The organism is Nocardia sp. NPDC057353, assembly GCF_042667085.1.
In the GTDB taxonomy this organism is placed as follows: Bacteria; Actinomycetota; Actinomycetes; order Mycobacteriales; family Mycobacteriaceae; genus Nocardia.
This window is the reverse complement of the sequence record NZ_JBHVAK010000020.1, coordinates 61,328-78,482: the sequence shown is the minus strand read 5'-3', so window position 1 is coordinate 78,482 and position 17,155 is coordinate 61,328. Positions and strand designations below refer to the sequence as shown.

Annotated in this window: 15 protein-coding genes; 11 read left to right on the top strand and 4 right to left on the bottom strand. The window is 73.5% G+C overall.

Going from position 1 to position 17,155, the window contains the following annotated elements; translation table 11 throughout:
* Positions 1 to 29 precede the first annotated feature (29 nt).
* Complete coding sequence (locus tag ACFUUZ_RS13185; RefSeq protein ID WP_378695660.1) at positions 30 to 794, top strand: NUDIX hydrolase; 765 nt, start codon at positions 30 to 32, stop codon at positions 792 to 794.
* A complete protein-coding gene (locus tag ACFUUZ_RS13180) occupies positions 791 to 1,984 on the top strand; it encodes a MarP family serine protease (RefSeq protein ID WP_378695658.1) in 1,194 nt (397 codons plus the stop codon). Before ACFUUZ_RS13185 ends, ACFUUZ_RS13180 begins: the two co-directional genes overlap by 4 nt.
* 6 nt (positions 1,985 to 1,990) lie before the next feature.
* Here the strand turns inward: ACFUUZ_RS13180 and ACFUUZ_RS13175 are convergent, their stop codons facing one another.
* The 3 genes from ACFUUZ_RS13175 to acs all read right to left on the bottom strand — a co-directional run bounded on the left by ACFUUZ_RS13175 (position 1,991) and on the right by acs (position 5,553).
* Positions 1,991 to 2,926 carry an alpha/beta fold hydrolase gene (locus ACFUUZ_RS13175; RefSeq protein ID WP_378695656.1) on the bottom strand — a complete coding sequence of 312 codons (936 nt, stop codon included), beginning with the start codon at positions 2,924 to 2,926 and terminating at the stop codon, positions 1,991 to 1,993.
* A gap of 17 nt (positions 2,927 to 2,943) precedes the next feature.
* Positions 2,944 to 3,438 (bottom strand): phage holin family protein, encoded by a 495-nt coding sequence (locus ACFUUZ_RS13170; RefSeq protein ID WP_378695654.1) that lies wholly within the window; start codon positions 3,436 to 3,438, stop codon positions 2,944 to 2,946.
* Between the two features lie 162 nt (positions 3,439 to 3,600).
* Positions 3,601 to 5,553, bottom strand: coding sequence for an acetate--CoA ligase (acs, locus tag ACFUUZ_RS13165; RefSeq protein WP_378695652.1), 1,953 nt, complete (start codon positions 5,551 to 5,553; stop codon positions 3,601 to 3,603).
* Positions 5,554 to 5,667: 114 nt separating this feature from the next.
* Here acs and ACFUUZ_RS13160 point away from each other — a divergent pair, with 114 nt between their 5' ends.
* The 5 genes from ACFUUZ_RS13160 to ACFUUZ_RS13140 are packed head-to-tail and all read left to right on the top strand — an operon-like array spanning position 5,668 to position 11,554.
* A complete protein-coding gene (locus tag ACFUUZ_RS13160) occupies positions 5,668 to 7,272 on the top strand; it encodes an ABC transporter substrate-binding protein (protein WP_378695650.1) in 1,605 nt (534 codons plus the stop codon).
* 7 nt (positions 7,273 to 7,279) lie between these two features.
* Positions 7,280 to 8,206: an ABC transporter permease gene (locus ACFUUZ_RS13155; RefSeq protein ID WP_378695648.1), complete on the top strand. Its 927-nt coding sequence runs from the start codon at positions 7,280 to 7,282 to the stop codon at positions 8,204 to 8,206.
* Complete coding sequence (locus ACFUUZ_RS13150; protein ID WP_378695646.1) at positions 8,199 to 9,131, top strand: ABC transporter permease; 933 nt, start codon at positions 8,199 to 8,201, stop codon at positions 9,129 to 9,131. Before ACFUUZ_RS13155 ends, ACFUUZ_RS13150 begins: the two co-directional genes overlap by 8 nt.
* On the top strand, positions 9,128 to 10,780 hold the full coding sequence (locus ACFUUZ_RS13145) for an ABC transporter ATP-binding protein (RefSeq protein ID WP_378695645.1): 1,653 nt from the start codon (positions 9,128 to 9,130) through the stop codon (positions 10,778 to 10,780). Before ACFUUZ_RS13150 ends, ACFUUZ_RS13145 begins: the two co-directional genes overlap by 4 nt.
* Positions 10,781 to 10,804: 24 nt before the next feature.
* Positions 10,805 to 11,554 carry an oxidoreductase gene (locus ACFUUZ_RS13140; RefSeq protein ID WP_378695643.1) on the top strand — a complete coding sequence of 250 codons (750 nt, stop codon included), beginning with the start codon at positions 10,805 to 10,807 and terminating at the stop codon, positions 11,552 to 11,554.
* 370 nt (positions 11,555 to 11,924) lie between these two features.
* On the opposite strand, the gene ACFUUZ_RS13135 is transcribed toward ACFUUZ_RS13140, so the two are convergent.
* Positions 11,925 to 12,755, bottom strand: coding sequence for an HAD family hydrolase (locus tag ACFUUZ_RS13135; protein ID WP_378695641.1), 831 nt, complete (start codon positions 12,753 to 12,755; stop codon positions 11,925 to 11,927).
* 417 nt (positions 12,756 to 13,172) lie between these two features.
* On the opposite strand from ACFUUZ_RS13135, the gene ssd reads away from it, so the two are divergent.
* The 4 genes from ssd to ACFUUZ_RS13115 all read left to right on the top strand — a co-directional run bounded on the left by ssd (position 13,173) and on the right by ACFUUZ_RS13115 (position 17,099).
* Positions 13,173 to 14,267 (top strand): septum site-determining protein Ssd, encoded by a 1,095-nt coding sequence (gene ssd, locus ACFUUZ_RS13130; RefSeq protein WP_378695639.1) that lies wholly within the window; start codon positions 13,173 to 13,175, stop codon positions 14,265 to 14,267.
* Positions 14,264 to 15,463 (top strand): TadA family conjugal transfer-associated ATPase, encoded by a 1,200-nt coding sequence (locus ACFUUZ_RS13125; RefSeq protein ID WP_378695638.1) that lies wholly within the window; start codon positions 14,264 to 14,266, stop codon positions 15,461 to 15,463. Before ssd ends, ACFUUZ_RS13125 begins: the two co-directional genes overlap by 4 nt.
* Complete coding sequence (locus ACFUUZ_RS13120) at positions 15,460 to 16,320, top strand: type II secretion system F family protein (RefSeq protein WP_378695636.1); 861 nt, start codon at positions 15,460 to 15,462, stop codon at positions 16,318 to 16,320. Before ACFUUZ_RS13125 ends, ACFUUZ_RS13120 begins: the two co-directional genes overlap by 4 nt.
* A gap of 185 nt (positions 16,321 to 16,505) precedes the next feature.
* Positions 16,506 to 17,099: a type II secretion system F family protein gene (locus ACFUUZ_RS13115; protein ID WP_378695702.1), complete on the top strand. Its 594-nt coding sequence runs from the start codon at positions 16,506 to 16,508 to the stop codon at positions 17,097 to 17,099.
* Positions 17,100 to 17,155: the final 56 nt, after the last annotated feature.

Sequence of the window (17,155 nt, the reverse complement as noted above, 5' to 3'; positions counted from 1 at the left end):
GCGCGGGTTGTGCTGGTACAGGTAGTCCCATGAGCGTGCCCGCCGCCGGATCACCGGACCCAAGGGGTTTCCCCGCGCCCGCCCCGGACCCCACCGCGGCGCCCGCCTGGCTGCGCGCCGCCACCGAGCCGCCCGCGCCCGACTCCGGCGACACCCTGAGCATGGCCCGCACCCTGCGCCGCGCCATGACCATCACCGGCAAGCCGCGCCAGGCCGCCGTGCTCGTGCTCTTCGCGGGCAGCGAGCAGCCGGACCCGGCCGCGCCCGGCGGGCTGCCCGCCGACGCCGACGTCCTGCTCACCCAGCGCGCCGCCACCATGCGCCAGCACCGCGGCCAGATCGCCTTCCCCGGCGGCGCCGTCGACCCCGGCGACACCGGGCCGGTGCACACCGCGCTGCGCGAGGCGGAGGAGGAGACCGGGCTGGTGCCCGCGGGCGTGGCCCCGCTCGCCCTGCTGCCCGCGCTCTTCGTGCCGCCCTCGCGCTTCGACGTCACCCCGGTGGTGGCCTACTGGCGCGAGCCGAGCCCGGTCGGCGTCGTCGACCGCAGCGAGACCGAGCGGGTGGTCCGGGTGCCGATGGCCGAGCTGCTCGACCCGGCGAACCGGTTCCTGGTGCGCAGTGGTCTCGGGTACAAGAGCCCGGCTTTCCTGGTGGACAACATGCTGGTCTGGGGATTGACCGGCGGCATACTGGCCGGGCTGGTCAGCGCCGCGGGCTGGGAGCTGGAGTGGGACCGCTCCGACGTGCGTGACCTGGAGTCCGCGCTCGCCGCCGTGGGGATGGAGCTGTGAGCCCCTCCGGCTGGCTCGACCTGGCCGTCCTGCTGCTGGCGCTGCTCGCCGCCTCGTCCGGCTGGCGGCAGGGCGCGGTCTCCTCCGCGCTGGCCTTCCTCGGTGTCGTGCTCGGCGCGGTCGCGGGCATCCTCATCGCGCCGCACCTGCTGGTGCACGTGGACGAGGGCAGGGCGCGGGTGCTGGCGGGCGTGCTGCTGATCGTGGTGCTGGTGATTGTCGGCGAGGTCGCGGGCATGGTGCTCGGCCGGGCCGCGCGCAGCGGGATGCACAACCGGTTCGCGCGCGGGGTGGACAGCGCGGTCGGCGCGGTGCTGCAGGCGGTCGCGGTGCTGGTGACGGCCTGGCTGCTGGCGCTGCCGCTGGCCACCTCGTCGCAGCCCAATGTCGCGACCGCGATCAACGGCTCGCGGGTGCTGGCCGACGTGAACCAGGTCGCGCCGAACTGGCTGCGCAAGCTGCCGAACGAGTTCTCCCAGCTGCTCAACACCTCCGGGCTGCCCGACGTCATCGGGCCGTTCGGCCGGACCCCGATCGCGGCGGTGGAGCCGCCGGACGCCGGGGTGCTCGCGGGCCCGGTCGCGGCCTCGCTGCAGCAGAGCGTGCTGCGCATCCGCGGGGTGGCGCCGAGCTGCCAGCGCGCGCTGGAGGGGTCCGGGTTCGTGATCGCGCCGGAGCGGGTGATGACCAACGCGCACGTCGTCGCCGGGACCACCAGCGTCGCCGTCGACACGCCGCGCGGGCCGCTCGACGCCGAGGTGGTGCTCTTCGACCCGTCCAAGGATGTCGCGGTGCTCGCGGTGCCGGGGCTGACCGCGCCGGTGGTGCCGCAGGCGCCGAACGACGCGCGGCCGGGGGACAGCGCGATCGTGCTCGGGTACCCGGGCGGCGGGCCGTACACGGCCAGCGCGGCCAGGGTCAGGGAGACGCTCGACCTCACCGGCCCGACCATTTACCGCAACGGCACGGTGGAGCGCGAGGTCTACACGGTGCGCGGCCAGGTGCGCGCGGGCAACTCCGGCGGGCCGCTGGTCGACACCGGCGGCCAGGTGCTCGGCGTCGTCTTCGGCGCCGCGGTGACCGACGACGACACCGGCTACGTCCTCACCCTGGACGAGGTCGCCGACGAGCTGGCGATCGCGCCCACCGCGGCGAGCCCGGTCGACACCGGGGCCTGCGTCCTGAGCTGACCGCGCTCAGCCGAGCAGCTTGGCCAGTTCGGCGGTGACGAACTCCGGGTTCTCCTGGTGCGCGTAGTGCCCGGCCCCCGGCACCGAGACCAGCCGCCGCTCCGGCGCGAGCGCGCGGCCGCGGTGGAAGGTGGCGGGCAGGATGTACGGATCCCGCTCGCCGCGCAGCGCCAGCACCGGGATCGACACCGGCTCGCGCATGGTCGCCATGAACCGCCGCCCGTCCGGCCGCCACTGGCTGCGGAACGCCCAGCGCTGGTACTCCAGCGCGCAGTGCGCGGTGCCAGGGATCCGGATGGCGTTGCGCAGCCGCTCGGCGGCGTCGGCGAACTCCGGCCCCGCGGCGAACTCCGCGCCCGCCCGCGCGCGCAGCAGCCGCTCCACCGCGGCGCCGTCGTTCTTGGTCAGCTGGTGCTCCGGGTAGCGCGGGAGCTGATAGCGCAGGAATCCGGGCAGCCAGACCCGCCGCTGCCTGCGGTCGCGCAGCACCGAGCGCTTGAGCGCGGCCGGGTGCGGCGAGCCGACCAGCGCGATCGAGCGCACCAGCCGGGGGTGCAGCACCGCCGTCGTCCAGCAGCCGAGCCCGCCGTCGGCGTGCCCGACCAGCGTCGCCTCGGTGTGCCCGAGCGCCCGGATCAGCCCGGCGATGTCACCGGCGGTGGTCCAGCCGTCGTAGCCGCGCGGCGGCTTGTCGGAGTCGCCGTACCCGCGCAGGTCCACCGCGACCGGGCGGTACCCGAGATCGGCGAGCGCGGTCAGCTGGTGCCGCCACGACCACCAGAAGTCGGCGAAGCCGTGCAGCAGCAGCACCAGCCTGGCATCGCTCCGCTCCGGCGCCGCCTCCACGATGTGCAGCCGGATGCCGTTGGCGCGGACGTCCCGATGCGTCCACGGGCCCGCGTAGCGGACGCTGGACGGGTCAGGGGGAAAGGTCGCCGACACGCCGAAAGCCTAGTCGGTCAGCTGCGGAGCGCCTTCGGCTCGTCGTGGCTCGCGCCGAGCCCGCCGGGCAGCACGGTCTTGGCCTGCTTGAGCGAGTCGATGGTCTTCTCCGGCGCCCGCAGCTTCTTCACCCGCAAATAGCCGAGCAGCGCGAGCACCGCCGTCGCCACCACCATCAGCAGGAAGACGATGAGGAAGGCGGCCCAGCGCGCCAGCCAGACGTCCAGCAGCTCGCCGAGGAAGAAGAAAAAGAAGAAGGTGCTGAAGAGCAGCACGGTGAGCGCGAGGATGAAGAAGACGCTGCCCTGCAGCCCCTTCTTGACCTCCGCCGTCACCTCGGCCTTGGCCAGCTCGACCTCGGCGCGCACCAGCGTCGACATCTGCTCGGTGGCGTCGCGCACCAGGCTGCCGAAGCTGGCCGAGCCCACCGGGTCGGCGTCGGAGAGCGGGATGGCGGTGACCGGCCGGCCGCGCTGCGCGTCGTTTCCGTTACCGCCCTGTGTGAAGCTCACTTGGTCGACCCTTCTCCCTGTCCCGGCTCTCGCTGTACTCATACCCGCGTCGTCTCATTCCAGCGCACCGGTTCCCCGCCGCGCGAGCGGACACGCTCACGCGGCAACACTAGCGCCGAACCCGGGGGCGCCGTCGGCGACGTCGCCCCCGGGGCGCGGGGTTCAGGCCTTGTCCGCCCGGATCTGCTCGAACACCGACGGGTCGACCAGGGTGCTGGTGTCGCCCAGCTCCCTGCCCTCGGCGACGTCGCGCAGCAGCCTGCGCATGATCTTGCCGCTGCGGGTCTTGGGCAGCTCGGGGACCACGTGGATCTCGCGCGGCCTGGCGATCGGGCTGATCTCCCGCGAGACCTCCGCCTTGAGCTCGTCGACCAGCGCGTCGCCGGTGTTCTCGGTGGTGGCGGTGAGGATGACGAAGGCGACGATGCCCTGCCCGGTGGTCTCGTCGGTGGCGCCGACGACGGCCGCTTCGGCTACTCCGGAGTGCCCGACCAGCGCCGATTCCACCTCGGCGGTGGAGATCCGGTGGCCGGAGACGTTCATGACGTCGTCCACCCGGCCGAGCACCCAGAGGTCGCCGTCCGGGTCGAGCCGGGCGCCGTCACCGGCGAAGTACCAGCCCTGCTCGGCGTAGCGGTCCCAGTAGGTGGCCTGGTAGCGCTCCATGTCGCCCCAGATGCCGCGCAGCATGGACGGCCACGGCTGGTCGAGCACCAGGTAGCCGTTGGCCTCGGTCTCGCCGAGCACGACGGGGTTGCCCTCTTCGTCGACGACCTGCGCGGAGATGCCGGGCAGCGGGGTCTGCGCGGCGCCCGGCTTGGCGGCGGTGACGCCGGGCAGCGGGGAGATCATGATGGCGCCGGTCTCGGTCTGCCACCAGGTGTCCACGATCGGCGTCTTCCCGCTGCCGATCACGCTGCGGTACCAGCGCCACGCCTCCGGGTTGATCGGCTCGCCGACGCTGCCGAGCACGCGCAGGCTGGACAGGTCGTGCGCGTCCGGGATCTGCCTGCCCCACTTCATGAAGGTGCGGATCAGGGTCGGCGCGGTGTAGTAGATGCTGACGCCGTACTTCTCCACGATCTGCCAGTGCCGGTGCTCGTCCGGGAAGTTCGGGGTGCCCTCGTAGACCACCTGCGTGGCCCGGTTCGCCAGCGGCCCGTAGACGATGTAGCTGTGCCCGGTCACCCAGCCGATGTCGGCGGTGCACCAGTACACGTCCTGCCCCGGCTTGTGGTCGAAGACGTAGTGGTGGGTGTAGGCGGCCTGGGTGAGGTAGCCGCCGCTGGTGTGCAGGATCCCCTTGGGCTTCCCGGTGGTGCCCGAGGTGTAGAGGATGAAGAGCGGGTGCTCGGCGTCGAAGGCCTGCGGCTCGTGGTGCGGGTCGGCGTTGGCGACCGTCTCGTGCCACCACAGGTCGCGGCCCTCGGTCCACGGCACCTCGGTCCCGGTGCGCCGCACCACGAGCACGTGCTCGACGCTGTGCGGCACATCGCCGTTCGCGTACAGCGCCTCGTCCACCGCCTCCTTGAGCGGGGCCGCCTTGCCGCGCCGCCACTGCCCGTCGGTGGTGATCACCAGCCGCGCGCTGGCGTCGTCGACGCGCTGCCGCAGCGCCGATGGCGAGAAGCCTGCGAAGACCACCGAGTGGGTCAGCCCGAGCCGGGCACTGGCCAGGATGGCCACGATCGCCTCGGGGATCATCGGCATGTAGATGGCGACCCGGTCGCCCGCCTCGAGGCCCAGCTCGGTGAGGTAGTTGGCCGCCCGGCTCACCTCGGCGCGCAGCTCGGCGTAGGTGATGTCGCGGGAGTCGCCCGGCTCGCCCTCCCAGTGGATGGCGACCTGCTCGCCGTGGCCGTCCTCGACGTGCCGGTCCACGCAGTTGTAGGCGACGTTGAGCCTGCCGCCGACGAACCATTTGGCCACCGGCGCGCCGGACCAGTCGAGCACGTCGGTCCACTTCTGCTCCCAGTGCAGCCGGTCCGCCTGCTCGGCCCAGAAGGCGAGCCGGTCCGCCTCGGCCCGCTCGGCGAGCTCGGTGCCCGCGTTGGCCGCGGCCGTGAACTCGGCGGACGGTGCGTAGGCGGCCTGGTGTTCGGGGTTCTCGGTCATCTCGTGTCGCCCTTCCGTGGTTCGCTCGGCGTCGACATTAGTTCCCCCGACAAGCGCGGTCGGTCCCATACTGTCCTGACCAAGTTCTCGATCTTCGCGAAACGGGGAGATGCGTTGCGATCGACACGAATCACCGCACTGCTCGCCGCCGGGGTGCTCGCGCTCGGGCTCGGCGCGACGGCCTGCTCCACCGGCCCGGCCGACACCGAGGTGGTCACCGTCAACGGCGGCGAGCCGCAGAACCCGCTGGTGCCGACGAACACCAACGAGAACCAGGGCGGCCGCGTGGTCGACCGGCTCTTCGCCGGGCTCAAGTACTACGACGCCGACGGCGAGGCGCACGACGAGCTGGCGGAGTCCATCGAGACCACCGACCGGCGCAGCTACCGGATCACGCTGAAGCCGGACTGGACCTTCACCGACGGCACCCCAGTCACCGCGAAGTCCTTCGTCGACGCCTGGAACTACGGCGCGCTGAGCACCAACGCCCAGCTGCAGAACTACGTCTTCACCCCGATCGTCGGCTTCGACGAGGTGGCCGCCGAGAACCCGACGCAGACCACCATGTCCGGGCTGAAGGTGGTGGACGACCGCACCTTCACCGTCGAGCTGAAGGAGCCGTCGATCGACTTCGAGTCCCAGCTCGGCTACGCCCCCTTCTACCCGCTGCCCGAGGCGGCCTTCCGGGACATGAAGGCGTTCGGCGAGAACCCGATCGGCAACGGCCCGTACATGTTCGACGGGCCGGGCGCCTGGCAGCACAACGTGCAGATCGACCTGAAGCCGAACCCGGACTACCCCGGCGCGCGCCCGGCGAAGAACAAGGGGCTGCGCTTCGTCATGTACCAGTCCTTCGACACCGCCTACGCCGACCTGCAGGCGGGCAACCTGGACGCGCTCGACACCGTCCCGGACAGCGCGCTCGGCACCTACCAGCAGGATCTCGGCGACCGCGCGATCACCAAGCCCACCGCGCAGAACCAGCACATCGGCGTGCAGACCTCGGTGCCGCACTTCGGCGGCGCGGAGGGCGTGCTGCGCCGCAAGGCCATCTCACTGGCGATCAACCGGGAGCAGATCGCGCAGAACATCTTCAACGGCACCAGGATTCCGGCCCGCGACTTCACCGCGAGCACGCTGCCCGGCTTCGACGGCACCCTGCCCGGTTCCGAGGTGTTCCGGTACGACCCGGAGGAGGCCCGCCGGGTCTGGGCGCAGGCCGACGCCATCGCGCCGTGGTCGGGGCGGTACGAGATCACCTACAACAGCGACGGCGGGCACCAGGCCTGGATCGACGCCGTGGCCAACAGCGTCAAGAACACGCTCGGCATCGAGGCGGTCGGCCGCGCGCTGCCCACCTTCAAGAACGTGCGCGACGAGGTGAACGCGGGCACCATCGGCACCGCCTTCCGCTACGGCTGGCAGGGCGACTACCCCTCCATGCTGCAGTTCCTGACCTCGCAGTACTACAGCTACTCGGAGACGAACAACGTCGACTACAACAACCCGGAGTTCGACCGCCTGCTCGACGCCGCGCTGGCCGCGCCGACCCAGGACGAATCGCACCGGATCATCGCGCAGGCGCAGACCCTGCTGATCCGGGACATGGCCGACATCCCGGTCTTCGACTACGTCGCCGCGGCCGGGCGGTCGGATCGGGTGGTCCGCGCCGAGCTGGCCTGGAACGGGCTCTTCGACTTCGAGAACATCGAGAAGTAGCCGCGGCATGGGCTGGTACGTCGGACGGCGGCTGCTGCAGATGATCCCGGTGTTCCTCGGCGCCACCCTGCTCGTCTACGGTCTGGTCTTCCTGATCCCTGGCAATGCGATCCAGGCGCTGGCCGGGGAGAAGCCGCTCACCCCCGCGGTGGAGGCGCAGCTGCGCGCCCGCTACCACCTGGACCAGCCGTTCATCATGCAGTACCTGCTGTACCTGAAGGGGATCGTCACCCTCGACCTCGGCACCTCGTTCTCCGGGCGCCCGGTCAGCGAGGAGCTGGCCAGGGCCTTCCCGATCACACTGCGGCTCGCCTTCATGGCGGTGCTGATCGAGGGGGTCCTCGGGGTGCTGTTCGGGCTCGTCGCCGGGTTGCGCAAGGGCAGGCTCTTCGATTCGACGCTGCTGGTGGCGAGCCTGGTGGTGATCGCGGTGCCGGTCTTCGTGCTCGGTTTCCTCGCCCAGTTCCTGCTCGGCGTGCAGTGGGGGATCGCGCCGGTGACGGTCTCCGGCCGGGCGAGCCTCGCCGAGCTGCTGGTCCCGGCGCTCGTGCTCGGCTCGCTCTCCTTCGCCTACGTGCTCCGGCTGACCCGCAACGCGGTGGCGGAGAACATGATCGCCGACCACGTGCGCACCGCCACCGCCAAGGGGCTGCCCCGGCGGCGCGTCGTCACCGTGCACATCCTGCGCAACTCCATGATCCCGGTGGTCACCTTCCTCGGCGCCGACCTGGGCGCGCTCATGGGCGGCGCCATCGTCACCGAGGGGATCTTCAATATCCCCGGCGTCGGCGGCACGCTCTACCAGGCGATCACCAGGGTCGAGCCGCCGACGGTCGTCTCCTTCGTGACCGTGCTGATCGTGATCTTCCTGCTCACCAACCTGCTGGTGGACCTGCTCTACGCCGCGCTCGACCCGAGGATCCGCTATGCCTGAACGGCCCGGCCAGGAGTACTTCGTGGCGCCCGTGGACGACGAACCGGTGGTCACCGACAAGGTCCGGCTCACCGGCGGGCCGACCAGCGTCTGGGGCGACGCCTGGCGCAGGCTGCGCCGCAACCCGGTCTTCCTGGTCGCGGCCGTGCTGATCGTGCTCGTCGTCCTGGTCGCCGCCTTCCCGCAGCTCTTCACCGACCAGGACCCGCGGTACTGCAACGGCGACTTCAGCATGGACCCGCGCGGGCCGGGCCACCCCTTCGGCTTCGACCGGCAGGGCTGCGACATCTTCGCCCGCACGATGTACGGCGCGCGCGCCTCGGTGCTCACCGGGCTCGGCGCCACCCTGCTCTTCGTCGCCATCGGCGGGACGCTCGGCGCGCTCGCCGGGTTCTTCGGCGGCCCGCTGGACTCGGTGATCTCCCGGATCGCGGAGATCTTCTACGCGCTCCCGCTCATGCTGGCCGCCATCGTGCTCATGCAGCTGCTCACCCAGCGCGCGGTGTGGACGGTGGTGCTCATCCTGGCCGCCTTCACCTGGCCGCAGGCGGCCAGGATCGCTCGCGGCGCGGTGCTGGAGGCGAAGAACAGCGAGTACGTGACGGCCGCCGAGGCGCTCGGCGTCACCCGGCTGCGGGTGCTGCTGCGGCACGTGCTGCCGAACGCCGCCGGGCCGCTCGTCGTGGTGACCACGCTCTGGCTCGGCGTCTTCGTGGTCACCGAGGCGACGCTCTCCTACCTCGGCGTCGGGCTGCCGCGCACCATCGTCTCCTGGGGCGGCGACATCGCCACCGGGCAGCGCGAGCTCCGCACCGCGCCGATCCTCTTCTACCCGGCCACCGCGCTGGCCGTCACGGTGCTGAGCTTCATCATGCTCGGCGACGCGGTGCGCGACGCGCTCGATCCGCGGGCGCGGGTGCGATGACCTCGGACACGCCGCTGCTGCGGCTCTCGGACCTCGACGTCGACTTCGGCTCGGTGCCCGCCGTGCGCGGGGTGAACCTCGCGGTGTACCCGGGGCAGACGGTCGCGCTGGTGGGGGAGTCCGGGTCGGGCAAGTCGACCACCGCGCACGCCGTCATCGACCTGCTGCCCGGCACCGGGCGGGTGACCGGGGGCTCGATCGAGTTCGACGGCACCGAGCTGACCACGGCGTCGAAGCGCGCCATGGTCGGGATCCGGGGCACCGGGATCGGGCTGGTGCCGCAGGACCCGATGACCAACCTGAACCCGGTGTGGAAGGTCGGCTTCCAGATCCGGGAGACGCTGACCGCCAACGGCATCGCCAGGGGCGAGGCGGCCCGCGCGCGCACCGTCGAGCTGCTCGCCGAGGCCGGGTTGCCGGACGCCGCGCGCCGGGCCGGGCAGTACCCGCACGAGTTCTCCGGCGGCATGCGGCAGCGCGCGCTCATCGCCATGGCGCTGGCCTGCAGGCCGAAGCTGCTCATCGCCGACGAGCCGACCTCGGCGCTGGACGTCACGGTGCAGCGGCAGATCCTGGACCACCTGGACCGGCTCACCGGCGAGCTCGGCACCGCGGTGCTGCTCATCACGCACGACCTCGGGCTCGCCGCCGAGCGCGCCGAGCACGTCGTGGTGATGTACCGCGGGCGGGTGGTGGAATCCGGCCCGGCGCAGCGCATCCTGCGCGAGCCGCAGCATCCGTACACCCGGCGGCTGGTGGCGGCCGCACCCGCGCTGGCGAGCAGGCGCGGGGCCGAGCGGGAACGCGCCGCGGTGCGGGTCAGGGCGGCCAGAGCCGTCGAGAAGGAGCTGCCCGACCACGTCGTGGTCGCCGAGCGCCTGGTCAAGACCTTCCCGCTGCGCGGCCGGGTGCCGTGGCGCTCCGAGACCGTGCGCGCGGTGGACGACGTCTCGTTCCGGGTCGAGCGCGGCACCACCACCGCGGTGGTCGGCGAATCCGGCTCCGGCAAGTCAACGCTCGCCCGGCTGGTGCTCGGGTTGCTCCCGCCCACCTCGGGCAGCGTGACCTTCGACGGCCGGCCGGTCACCGGGCTCGACCGCGCCGCCGAACTGGACTTCCGGCGCCGGGTGCAGCCGGTCTTCCAGAACCCGTACGGCTCGCTCGACCCGCTCTTCACCATCGCCCGCGCCATCGAGGAGCCGCTGCGCACGCACCGGGTCGGCACCCCCGCCGAGCGCGCGGAGCGGGTGCGCGACCTGGTCGAGCGGGTCGCGCTCCCCGCCGACGTGCTGCGCCGCTACCCGCACGAGCTCTCCGGCGGCCAGCGCCAGCGGGTCGCCATCGCCCGCGCGCTCGCGCTCGCGCCGGAACTGGTGATCTGCGACGAGGCCGTCTCCGCGCTCGACGTGCTGGTCCAGGCGCAGATCCTGGAGCTGCTCGACGAGCTGCAGGCCGAGCTCGGGCTCACCTACCTGTTCATCTCGCACGACCTCGCCGTTGTCCGGCGGATCGCGGACCACGTGCTGGTCATGCGGGACGGCCGGGTGGTGGAGGAGGCGCCCGCCGCCGAGCTCTTCGAACAGCCGCGCGCCGAGTACACCCGCGCGCTGCTGGACGCCATCCCCGGACGCGACCTGCGGGTGGGCTGAGCGCCGCCGGTAGCCTCGTATCCCGTGACCGACCCGCTGCAGCCCCTCGTCGACCTGCCCGGCGTCGGCGCCGCCGCCGACCGCGCCCGCGACGCCCTCGCCGCGGTGCACCGGCACAAGAGCAACCGTCGCGGCTGGCCGACCACCGCGGCCGAGGCGGCGGTGCGCGCCGCCCGCTCGTCGGCCGCCATCGACGGCGGCAGCACCGAGCTGCCCAGCGCCGACGGCCGGGTCGACGACCCGATCCTGGCCGGCTCGCTGCGGGTCGGGCAGGCGCTGGACGGCGACGCGCTGCGCAACCTCACCAGCACCTGGCAGCGCGCGCCGCTGCAGGCGCTGGCGCGGCTGCACCTGCTCGCCGCCGCCGACCTGAGCGCGGAGGCGGCGCTGGGCCGTCCGCGCGCCGACGCCGGGGTCGCCGAGCGGCTCGACCTGCTCGCCCAGATCGCGCTGACCTCGACCGCCCCCGCCCCGGTGATCGCGGCGGTGGTGCACGGCGAGCTGCTCGCGCTGCGCCCCTTCGGCACCGCCGACGGCGTGGTCGCCAGGGCCGCCGCCCGGCTGGTCACGGTCTCCAGCGGACTCGATCCGCACGCGCTCGGCGTGCCCGAGGTGTTCTGGCTGCGCCGCAGGCAGGCCTACCTGGACGCCGCCGCCGGCTTCGGCTCGGGCGAGCCGGAGGCCGTCGGCGGCTGGGTCATCTTCTGCTGCGGCGGGCTGGAGGACGGCGCGCGCGAGGCGACCTCGATCGCGGACGCGGCTGCCGGACAGTAGCCACACACCACAGCGGGCGGTGTGTCGACATCGACTCACCGCCCGCGAGCACGGATCACCGGGCTACCAAGCGTGCTCGGTGGGTTGTGTTCTCCGGCCTCGGCGGATGGACCGGACTCCGGCGGTTCATCCCCGCAACCTGTGCGAGGCCATCGCCGCCACCAATCCGGAACCCGCAGGCCCACAACGCTTCTGCCCTTTCGCGGCGCGCTCCGCGTGGGTACCTGGCGTCCGTGCTGGGGAAGAAGGTCGGGAGACTGAGCCTTCTCTTCCGGCTCCGCCCTGGCCTTCCGTCCTCCCGTGGCACCCATTCTTACATTGTGACCGCACTCACATCAAGGGCTTCCAGCTATGGATTTGCGGGCCGGTTCTACCGTTTGCGCAGCAGTCGATAGCTGACCGCGCCCGCAACCAGCGCCCCGATTCCGACCACCGCGGTGGCCGCCACCGTGGTGGGGGAGGAGCTCGGGAAGCGCGACCAGAGCGACACCGGATTCGAGAAGGTCAGCACCGGCCAGCCGCGCGCCGTCGCCTCCCGGCGCAGCGCGCGGTCCGGGTTCACCGCCGTCGGGTGCCCGACCGCGCTCAGCATGGGCAGGTCGGTCACCGAATCCGAGTAGGCGTAGCACCGCGCGAGTTCGTAACCCCGGTCCGCGGCGAGCTTCTCGATCGCGGCCACCTTGCCCGGGCCGTAGCAGTAGAAGTCGAGCTCGCCGGTGTAGTGGCCGTCCGCCACCACCATCCTGGTCGCCGCCACGTGGTCCGCGCCGAGCGCCGCCGCGATCGGGGCGACGATCTCCTCACCGGAGGCGGAGACGATCACCACGTCGTGCCCGCGGATCCGGTGGTCGGCGATCAGGTCCATCGCCTCGGCGTAGATCAGCGGCTCTACCAGCTCGTGCAGCGTCTCCGCCACAATGGATTTCACCTGCTCCACATCCCAGCCCGCGCACATGCTGGTGAGGTGCGCGCGCATGCGCTCCATCTGGTCGTGGTCCGCGCCGGAGAGCTGGAAGAGGAAGTGCGCGTAGGTGTTCTCCAGCACCGAGCGCCGGTTCAGCAGCCCCTGCGCGTAGAACGGCTTGCTGAACACGAACGTGCTGGACTTGGCGATCACCGTCTTGTCGAGATCGAAGAACGCGGCCACGTGCCTGCCCCGATCCGGGGGCTCGTTCCGCGCGGCGGGGTCGTCGGCCGTCATCGGTCCAGGATAGGCATGCCGGGCGCGGGTGTGCCGGTCCGCGCGGTCCGGGGTCACTGCGGGTTTGCCACGCCGCCGAGCCGCTGCTCGCGGAGTGTTCGCAGCCCGCGCGCCGCGCGACACCGCCACGCGGAATGTGGCACGTCGGACTTGCGTCCGATGGCGATCGTGGGTGTAGTATGGCGAGTACCTGGACATCGTTCCAGGCGTGTTCAGCCCGACCCCCCGGGGCTGAACCCCGACGGCCCCAGCCTCCTCCCCCCCCGGCTGGGGCCGTCCCTTATTTCCAGCACGGTGCCCCGGGCCCGGCAGACACTCCCCGCGCGGTCCCCGGTGAGTTGTCCACAGCCTCGGAGTTATCCACATTCGCCGAGCGGGGGCTGGGCGGGCTCCCCGGATTCCACCACGCTGAACTGCATGGATACCGAGAACGGGAGTGCAGCCCCCGCCCTTGCGCTGGTGGCGGAGAGTGCGCTGCGCGCCGAGGTCCGCCGGGTCGCCGCGGCCGCTCAGCGCGCGCTCACCGAGCCATCGCCGCCGGTCGGCAGGCACGCCTGGAGCGCGGCCCCGCTCGTCGTGCTCGACACCGCCGCCGCCACGGGCTGCGCGGCCGCCGGGCACCCGCGCCGGGTCGGCGTCGTCCTGGTCACCGCGGGTGAACCGGAGCTGCCCGACTGGCAGGCCGCCGCGGCCGTCGGCGCCGAGCGGGTGGTCGCGCTGCCCACCGCCGCCGTCGAGCTGGTGCAGAAGTTTGCTGAGCACGGTGAGCCGCGCGCGGGCGACGGCGTCGTCGTCGCCATGGCGGGCGCGGTCGGCGGGGCGGGCGCCTCCACCCTGGCCGCCGCCACCGCGCTGCGCGCCGCCGCGCAGCGCTTCCGCGGGCACACCGTGCTGGTCGACGGCGCACCGCTCGGCGGCGGCATCGACCTGCTGCTCGGCATCGAAAGCGCGGCAGGCCCGCGCTGGGCCGACCTCGCCATCGAGGACGGCAGGGTCGCCGCGAGCGCGCTGCACCACGCCCTGCCCAGCGCCGCGCCCGGCCTCGCCGTGCTCTCCTGCGCCCGGCCCGCTGCCGGAATGTTGCCCGCCCCGATCGGCCCCGCCGCGAGCCACGCCGTGGTCGAAGCAGGCCGTGCCGCAGGGGATCTCGTGATCTGTGACATATCCGGCGAGCGCGGGCCGCATGCCGAGCAGATGCTGGACGCCGCGGATCTGGTCGTACTGGTGGTTCCCGCGCGGTTGCGGGCGCTCGCCGCGGCGGGCGCCGTCGCCACCGCCATCCGCCGCCGAAACCCGAACCAGGGGCTGGTGATCCGCGGCCCCGCCCCGGGAAACCTGCGCGGCGCGGAGATCGCCGAGGCGCTCGACCTCCCGCTGCTCGCCGCCGTCCGCGCCGAGCCGGGGCTGGCCGGGCGGCTGGAGCGCGGCGGGCTCGGCGCGAGCAGCAGGGGTCCGCTGGTCCGCGCGGCCGACGCCATCCTCGGCGTCCTCGGTGAAGGGGGCGCCCGATGAGCGCCCTCGTCACCGCCGAGCTCCTGGACCGGGTGCGCGAGCGGCTCGCCACCGGCACCGGCCCGCCCGAGCCGGAGCAGCTCGCCGCCGCCATCCGCGCCGAGGCGGGCGGCGTCCTCGGCGACACCGACCTGCTGCGCGCCCTGCGCCTGCTGCAGACGGAGATGACCGGCGCGGGCGCGCTCGAACCGCTGCTGCACGACCCCGCCGTGGCGGACGTCCTGGTCACCGGCCCGGACGCGGTCTGGATCGACCGGGGCGGCGGGCTGGAGCGCACCAGCGTCAGCTTTCCCGACGAGGCGGCCGTGCGCAGGCTCGCCCAGCGGCTGGCACTCGCCGCGGGTAGGCGCCTCGACGACGCGCAGCCGTGGGTCGACGGCAAGCTGCCCGGCCCCGAAGCCGGGATCGGCGCAGGATTCGGGGTCCGGCTGCACGCCGTCCTCGCCCCGGTCGCACACGGCGGCACCTGCCTCTCGCTGCGCGTACTCCGCCCCGCCACCCAGGGCCTCGACGCGCTCCTGCGCGCCGGTGCCGTCGCCCCCGCCGCGGGCGAGCTGCTCACCGCCGTCATCCGCGCCCGCCTCGCCTTCCTGGTCGTCGGCGGCACCGGCGCAGGCAAGACGACGCTGCTCTCCGGCCTGCTCGCCACGGTGCCGCCGAGCGAGCGGATCGTCTGCGTGGAAGACGCCGCCGAGCTCGCGCCGCCGCACCCGCACGTGGTGCGGCTGGTCGCGCGGCCCGCCAATGTCGAGGGCGCCGGTGCGGTGACCGTGCGCGACCTGGTCCGGCAGGCGCTGCGCATGCGGCCGGACCGGATCGTGGTCGGCGAGGTGCGCGGCGCCGAGGTCGTCGACCTCCTGACCGCCCTGAACACCGGGCACGACGGGGGAGCGGGCACCGTGCACGCCAACTCGCCCCGCGAGGTGCCCGCCCGACTCGAGGCGCTCGCCGCACTCGGCGGCATGGGCCGCGCCGCCCTGCACAGCCAGCTCGCCGCCGCCGTCCAGGTGGTCCTGCACGTGCACCGCCGCGCCGACGGGTCGCGCGGGCTGCGCGAAATCGGCGTGCTGCGCCGTGCCGCCGACGGCGAAGTGCGCATCGAGGCGGCGTGGAGTGCCGAAGCGGGCCCGACACCGGGCGCCGCCATCCTCAGCGCGCTGCTGACCGAGCGTGGAGTCACGGGGTGGTGGACATGAGCGCAGGATTCGCCCTCCTCGCACTCGCCATGCTGGTGGTGCCGCCCCCGGTCGCGCGCAGGCGGCTGGCGGCGCTCGGCTTCGGCGGCGCGCCGCGGTCCACCGGCGTTCGGCTCGTGCCGGGCAGGTGGTTCCCCGTCGAATCGGCGGCGTCGCCGCGCACCAGCCGGCGCAGCGAGCGCGGCGGCATCGTCGAGGCAGGCTGCCTGCTTGCCACCGCGGCAGCCGCCCTGCTCGGCATCGGCGCCTGCATCGCCACCGGCATCCTCGCGGGCACCGTCGTGCTCCGCCACCGCCGCTCCCGCGCTGATCGCACGCGGCGAACCGGCTCCGCCGACCTCCTGGACGCGCTCGAGCTGGTCGTCGCGGAGCTCCGGGTCGGTGCCCACCCCGGCGCCGCCGCCGAAACCGTCGCCACCGACGGCCGCGGTGAAGCCGCACGAGCCTTCGCGGTAGCAGCAGGCCGCAGCAGACTCGGCGGCTCCGCCGCGGACGGTCTGGAACACCCGACCTCGCCGCTCGCCCTCGAACTCACCCGCATCGCGACCGCATGGCGAATCGCCGAGCAGCACGGCCTCGCCCTCGGCGAGCTGATCACCGCCGCCCGCATGGACCTCCGATCCCGCCTCCGCTTCCGCGCCCGCACCGAGGCGGCCCTCGCAGGCGCCCGCGCCACCGCCACGGTCCTCGCCGCCCTCCCCGCACTCGGCATCGCCCTCGGCCACCTCATGGGCGCCGCACCCCTCACCGTCCTACTCGGTTCCGGCGCGGGCACGATCCTCCTGCCCCTCGGCGCCGCCTTCGCCTGTGCGGGCCTCCTGTGGACCGACGCCATCACCCGATCGGTGCTCCCATGACCAACACGCTGCTTGTCCTGTCCCTGCTGCCGTCCGCGCCCCTGCTGTCTGCGCCGCTCCTGCCGCCCGGGCCGCCCCTCTCAGCTGCGTCGAACCTGTTGGCCGCGCCGCTTCCGCCGGCCGCGTCGCCTCTGCTCTCTGCGTCGGTCCTGCCGTCCGCGTCGCTCCTGCCTCCCGTGCCGACCTTGCTCCCCGCCCCGCTCCTGATGCTCGCGGTGGCCCTGCTCGCCATACCGCCCCGCGCCCCGGCGCTGCATCGCCTGCGCATCCCCGGCAGTCGACCCCCGGAGCCGAAGGCCGCGCGCACCACCGACCCACTGGCGGGCGCCTCGGTCTTCGACCTACTGGCCGGGTGCCTCCGCGCCGGACTCCCGATGGCGTCCGCGGCCCGCGCGGTCGCACCGACGGCCCCACCGGCAACAGCCGCGGCCCTGCGCCGCGCCGCGGACCTGCTCGGACTCGGCGCGGAGGCAGGCACCGCGTGGCAGCGCGCCGCCACCGAGTGCGCGGGCACCCCCGGCGCCGAGGCGATCGATGCCCTCGCCCGCCTGGCCCGCCGCTCCGCGCGCTCCGGCACCGCACTGGCGACCGCCGTCACCGAACTCGCCGACCAGCGCAGGGCAGCGGTCGAGGACGCGGCCGCGGCGCGCGCCGAGCGCGCGGGCGTCCTGATCGCGGGCCCGCTCGGCCTCTGCTTCCTGCCCGCCTTCCTCTGCCTCGGCATCGTGCCGGTGGTGATCGGGCTGGCCGGCCGGGTCCTCGGGAACGGGCTGCTGTGAAGCGGCACAGGAACGGGCAGGCGCGCGGGGCGCCTGCCGAAGAGGAAGGGGAGAGG